This window comes from Pseudomonas sp. AM4(2022) (assembly GCF_036346515.1).
Classification (GTDB): Bacteria; Pseudomonadota; Gammaproteobacteria; order Pseudomonadales; family Pseudomonadaceae; genus Aquipseudomonas; species Aquipseudomonas paracarnis.
This window is the reverse complement of the sequence record NZ_JAOTNW010000045.1, coordinates 1-5,302: the sequence shown is the minus strand read 5'-3', so window position 1 is coordinate 5,302 and position 5,302 is coordinate 1. Positions and strand designations below refer to the sequence as shown.

5 protein-coding genes are annotated in these 5,302 nt (G+C 60.4%); 3 read left to right on the top strand and 2 right to left on the bottom strand.

Annotated elements, in window-relative coordinates:
• Positions 1-368: 368 nt before the first annotated feature.
• Positions 369-1,154 carry a DeoR/GlpR family DNA-binding transcription regulator gene (locus ODQ19_RS27805; RefSeq protein WP_330211817.1) on the bottom strand — a complete coding sequence of 262 codons (786 nt, stop codon included), beginning with the start codon at positions 1,152-1,154 and terminating at the stop codon, positions 369-371.
• Between the two features lie 120 nt (positions 1,155-1,274).
• Between ODQ19_RS27805 and ODQ19_RS27800 the strand changes: the two genes are divergently transcribed.
• Entirely contained in the window at positions 1,275-2,435 is a 1,161-nt protein-coding gene (locus tag ODQ19_RS27800) for an alpha-hydroxy acid oxidase (protein WP_330211816.1), read from the top strand.
• Between the two features lie 192 nt (positions 2,436-2,627).
• Here the strand turns inward: ODQ19_RS27800 and ODQ19_RS27795 are convergent, their stop codons facing one another.
• Entirely contained in the window at positions 2,628-3,554 is a 927-nt protein-coding gene (locus tag ODQ19_RS27795; protein ID WP_003191877.1) for an alpha/beta hydrolase, read from the bottom strand.
• A 153-nt stretch (positions 3,555-3,707) separates the two neighbouring features.
• On the opposite strand from ODQ19_RS27795, the gene ODQ19_RS27790 reads away from it, so the two are divergent.
• Together ODQ19_RS27790 and ODQ19_RS27785 are read left to right on the top strand one after the other, a co-directional pair.
• Positions 3,708-4,571: an SDR family NAD(P)-dependent oxidoreductase gene (locus tag ODQ19_RS27790; RefSeq protein WP_330211815.1), complete on the top strand. Its 864-nt coding sequence runs from the start codon at positions 3,708-3,710 to the stop codon at positions 4,569-4,571.
• A gap of 27 nt (positions 4,572-4,598) precedes the next feature.
• Positions 4,599-5,186, top strand: a complete 588-nt coding sequence (locus tag ODQ19_RS27785; protein ID WP_330211814.1) for an NUDIX domain-containing protein — start codon at positions 4,599-4,601, stop codon at positions 5,184-5,186.
• Positions 5,187-5,302 lie beyond the last annotated feature (116 nt).

Genomic DNA, 5,302 nt, shown 5'->3' with positions numbered 1-5,302 from the left:
GCTCTTGCCCCACCACTCGGCACCTCGCCCAGGCTCGGTGTGCCCGTAATCCGCCAGTGATTTGGGGGGCCGCCGCCACGCGCCATCCATGGCGCGGGGCGGCTAAACCGGCATCCCTGCCGGTTTGCCCCCCAAATCACTGTCGAATTCCGGCCAGCGTGGTTTAACGGGGCGCCTGAGATCAAAAGCAGATCAAGATCAAGAGCGGCTCGCTTCGCATCGTGGTTACCGTCTCCAGATGGCCGGCTTGCCCTTTTTGTAGGAGCGAGCTTGCTCGCGAAAAACTCTCAGGTGCCGCGTTCATTCAGGAAACCCGCGTTATCGTTAACGTTTTTCGCGAGCAAGCTCGCTCCTACACAGGGTTTGCATCACTGCACGTCCACCCGCTGCACCTGCAACCCCAACTGTTCATACGCCTGCACATCCGGCGCGTCCCACTCGGTAATCAACGTATGAATACGGCTGCACGGCGCCACCACAAAGGGTTCCACCGCGCCGAGCTTGTCTGAGGTGGTCACGGCGATGACGTGGGACGCGCTGTCGAGCAAGGCTTGCTTGACGGCCACTTCACCAAAATGCAGCGAGGTGATGCCTATTTGCGGGTGCAATGCACACACTCCGGTGAACAACAGGTCGGCCTTGACGCTCTGGATCAGGCGCACGGCTTCATGGCCGCCGGTGGAGAGCGTGGCGGGATTGAGTTGGCCACCGGCCAGGATCACTTTTATATGCGGATGGTCGGCCAGGGCGATGGCGATCATGGGGGATGGTGTGACCACGGTCAGGTGCAGTGCATGGGGCAAGCACTGAGCGATTTGCAAGGTGGTGGAGCCGGAATCGAACAGCACGATCTGGCCGTCTTCAACCCGCTCCGCCGCCACGCGGGCGAGGTGGCGCTTGACCTCGTTGGTCTCGCCGACACGGGTAAAGAAATCCTTGCCGGTGTCCTTGGGCCGGGGCAGGGCGCCGCCGTGTACGCGTTGCAACAGGCCGGCGGCGGCGAGTTCGCCGAGGTCGCGGCGGATGGTGTCCTGGGACACGGCGAAATGCTCGACCAATTCAGATGCGGTGACCTTGCCGTCGCGTTCCAGCAACAACAAGATCTTTTGTTTGCGCAGGGAAGGCAGGTCGATGGCTTGATGAGTTTTTTGCATGTTTGTGCGCTTTATTGCGGGTTTGTGCGAGATTAATCGTCAGTCTATCTAAACGCAACGGCTGGTTGCCCACGCTCCTGCCGGTTACTCTCTGTGTTCAGTTCAGGGAGAGGTGACCCGATGCCGTTGATCACAACCATCGAAGACTTACGCAAGCTGGCGCGAAAACGTGTCCCCCGCATGTTCTACGACTACGCCGATTCCGGCTCCTGGACTGAGAGCACCTACCGCGCCAACGAAACTGATTTTGCGCGTATCAAGTTTCGCCAACGGGTGGCGCGCAATATTGATGAGCGTTCGATCCGCGCCAGCATGATCGGCCAGGACATGGCCATGCCTGTGGCGCTGGCGCCGACTGGCCTGGCAGGCATGCAACATGCCGATGGCGAAATCCTCACTGCCCGTGCCGCTGCCGCGTTCGGGCTGCGCTATACCTTGTCGACCATGAGTATCTGTTCGCTGGAAGACATCGCCGAGCATGTCGGCCAGCCGTTCTGGTTCCAGTTGTATGTGATGCGCGACCGCAGTTTTATCGAGCAGTTGATCGAGCGCGCCAAGGCTGCCGGGGTGGATGCATTGGTGCTGACCCTGGATTTGCAGATTCTGGGGCAGCGCCATAAGGACTTGATCAACGGCCTGTCCGCGCCGCCCAAGCTGACCCTGCCGAACATTCTCAACATGATGACCAAGCCGCGCTGGGTGATGGGCATGCTGGGTACCCAGCGGCGTGGTTTCGGCAATATCGTCGGACATGTGAAGGGCGTGGCCGACATGAGTTCGCTGTCGTCGTGGACCGCCCAGCAATTTGACCCGCGCCTGAGCTGGGACGATGTGGCGTGGATCAAGCGGTGCTGGGGCGGCAAGCTGATCATCAAGGGCATTCTCGATGTGGAGGATGCACGCTTGGCGGCCGATTGCGGTGCCGATGCGTTGGTGGTGAGTAACCACGGTGGCCGCCAGCTCGATGGCGCGCCGTCGAGCATCAGCCAATTGCCGGCGATTGTCGAGGCCGTGGGCAACCGCATTGAAGTGTGGCTCGACGGCGGGATTCGTTCCGGCCAGGACGTGCTCAAGGCCATGGCGCTGGGCGCCAAGGGCACCATGATTGGCCGCCCGCACTTGTATGGGTTGGGGGCGATGGGCGAGGCGGGCGTGACCAAGGCCCTCGATATCATCGCCCGCGAACTGGACGTGTCGATGGCACTGTGTGGCTATAAAGATATACGCGAGGTGAATCGCGAAATCCTGTTGCCCGGTACCTTTCCTGGAAGCACGGCTTAAGCAAAAAAAACGTAAAAATATAAAAAGAGTTGTCCACGAAAACCGTGGGTATCTCTGTGGATAACTTTGTGAAGGCCCGGCAGCGTTGGCGATTTCAGCGAAGATCATTATTTGATCAACTTGTATTTCGGGCCAACATGGCCAGGGTTTGCGCTTGACAGCCAAGCGCGAACCCAGTGCCGAAAAGCGTATTTATGAGGCGTTATCGCGGCCTGTGGAGTGTGTCACCACCTGGGCGGGCATCTTCGTGCGCATCAGGTTTTCCAGCGCCTGGCCATAACTGCGCCCGGCGAGGTTCATGCTGTTGTTATGGCTGGCACCGGGCACCAGCAACAAGTGTTTGGGTTGCTGGGCGGCTTCAAACAACTGCTGGCTGAAGCGCGGTGGTACGTAGCGGTCGTCGAGGCCGTGGACCACCAGCAGCGGCATGTGGATGTCGGCAATCTTGTCGATAGAATCGAACTTCTGCGACAGCAACCAGCGTACCGGCAATGAGGTGTTGGCAACGGCCGTGGCGACATCCGCCAGGGAGGTGAACGTGGACTCGATCACCAGCCCACGCACCGGCAATGGCACCTGCTTGCCCAACTCGGCAGCGAGGTCGATGGCGACCGCGCCACCCAGGGAGTGCCCGTAGATCAGGCGTTTGCCGGGGTCTGGTTGCAGGGTCTGGAAGCGCTCCCAGGCAATGCGAGCGTCCTCGTACACCGTGGCTTCCGAGGGCAGGTCGCCCTGGCTTTGGCCAAAGCCGCGATAGTCGATGGCCAGGACCGAAAAGCCCAGGGCGTGCAATTGCTCGATGCGAAACAATTGGCCCGTGAGGTTCCAGCGTACCCCGTGCAGGTAGAGGATGGCGGGTGCGTCTTTGTTGGCTGCCGGGTACCACCAGCCATGAATGTTCTGCCCTGCTTTGAAACTGGCGGGCTTGAGTTCAAATTCCTGCACCGCCTTGGGCAGGCCGGTGTACCAGCCGGCGGTTCCCGGCTCGATGCGAAACACAAGTTCGCGCTCCTTGTGTTGCAACACGGCGCAGCCGACCGGCAGGCCGACAATCAACACGGCCATGCACAGCCAGACAAACCAGCGCAGGCCCCGGCGAGGTATGGAAGCAGAAGACATGAAGGTTCCAGAACAAAGGTGAAGCACGGGTTTTACCAGATGGCCTGGGCGGGTAGGCATTAATGCGACGGCCGTGACCGATGAAAGTGTTACAGCATTGAACAATCCTCGTGCGGGTTGTTAGGGTGAGGGGCTGAACAGGAGGAAAAACACATGGATTTCACAGGTAAAACCGCAATCGTCACCGGAGGTGCGCGTGGCTTGGGGCTCAGTTATGCACGAGCATTGGCGCAGGCTGGTGCCCGTGTCGTCATCAGTGATATTGGCGCCGACAACGTGGGCGCCGGCACCGATGCGTCGGTGGTGCAACAGGCCGCCGAGGCGTTGCGTGCCGAAGGGTTGACGGTAGCGGGCCATGGCGGTGACTTGTCCACGGACGAGGGGTGTCGCCAACTGATCAGCTATACCCTCGAAACCTTCGGCCAACTCGATATTTTGATTCACAACGCCGGCTGGGTGGGCTACCAGCCCATCGCAGAACTCGATGCCGCGTTCCTGCAGCGGGCCATGGACATCAACCTCTACGCACCGCTGTGGTTGTGCAAACATGCCTGGCCGCATCTGCTGCGCTCTTGTGCGCCGCGCATCATCCTCACCACCTCCGACCGCGCCATGTATGCGCAATACGAGCAGACCGGGCTGGTGGCCTACAGCGCTGGCAAGATGGCGCAAGTGGGGATCATGAACGCCTTGAGTCACGAAGGCGTTGAGGCCGGGGTGCTCGTCAACGCGATCTCGCCGGTGGCCAAGACGCGCATGTGGGGCGTGACCGAAGAGCCGGACGAACTCAAGCCGGATTGGGTGACGCCGGGCGTGTTGTTCCTGGCTTCTCAGCAGTGCACCGATACCGGCTATATCCTGCGCGCCAGCAATGGCCAATTCACCGCCACGCGTTTCAGCGAAAATCCTGGCGTGGATTACCCACGCAATCTTGCCCGGATCAAAGCAGGCAGCGCTGAAGAAGTTGCCGCCGCGTGGTCGCATATCAAACAGCCGTCCAGCCAGGCCACCACCTGAACTGTTTCCACCTACCAAGGCCCGACCATGAACGATAGCCCCGTGCGCATCACCGCCGAAGAAACCCTCTCGGACAACTGGTACCTGCTGAAGAAATACAGCTTCGACCTGCGCCGTCGCGACGGCAGTTGGCAAGCCCAGACCCGCGAGGTGTATGACCGGGGCAACGGTGCGACCATCCTGTTGTACAACCGCGAGCAACGCACGGTGTTGCTGATTCGCCAGTTCCGCATGCCCACGTTCGTCAACGATTACCCTGGCTACCTGATTGAAGCGGCGGCCGGTTTGCTCGATAACGCCAGCGCCGAAGAACGCATCCGCCTGGAGGCCGAGGAAGAGACCGGCTATCGCGTGGGGCATGTGGAGAGAATCTACGCGGCGTTCATGAGCCCGGGATCGGTGACGGAGCGGATTCACTTTTTTATCGGTGAATACCAGCCAGGCGACCGAGTGGGAGCGGGCGGAGGCCTGGAAGAAGAGGGCGAGGATATCGAGGTGCTGGAACTGGGCTTTGAGCAGGCACTGGCGATGGTGCAGAGCGGGGAGATTGTGGATGGCAAGACGATCATGTTGTTGCAGCATCTGGAGCTGCGGATGTTGAAAGAGGGGTGGTGAGACGCTTGGGAACTCTGCTGATGAGCGCGGGCCGAGGTGGGAGGGATCTACACAACGTTGGAGGTTGTAGCAGCCAACGGTAACCACGATGCGAAGCGAGCCGCTCTTGCTTTTGA

Excerpts from the sequence above, each read along its gene's own strand:
- ODQ19_RS27800 (WP_330211816.1), top strand. The coding sequence starts at position 1,275 with ATGCCGTTGATCACAACCATCGAAGACTTACGCAAGCTGGCGCGAAAA.
- ODQ19_RS27795 (WP_003191877.1), bottom strand. The coding sequence starts at position 3,554 with ATGTCTTCTGCTTCCATACCTCGCCGGGGCCTGCGCTGGTTTGTCTGG.
- ODQ19_RS27805 (WP_330211817.1), bottom strand. The coding sequence starts at position 1,154 with ATGCAAAAAACTCATCAAGCCATCGACCTGCCTTCCCTGCGCAAACAA.
- ODQ19_RS27785 (WP_330211814.1), top strand. The coding sequence starts at position 4,599 with ATGAACGATAGCCCCGTGCGCATCACCGCCGAAGAAACCCTCTCGGAC.
- ODQ19_RS27790 (WP_330211815.1), top strand. The coding sequence starts at position 3,708 with ATGGATTTCACAGGTAAAACCGCAATCGTCACCGGAGGTGCGCGTGGC.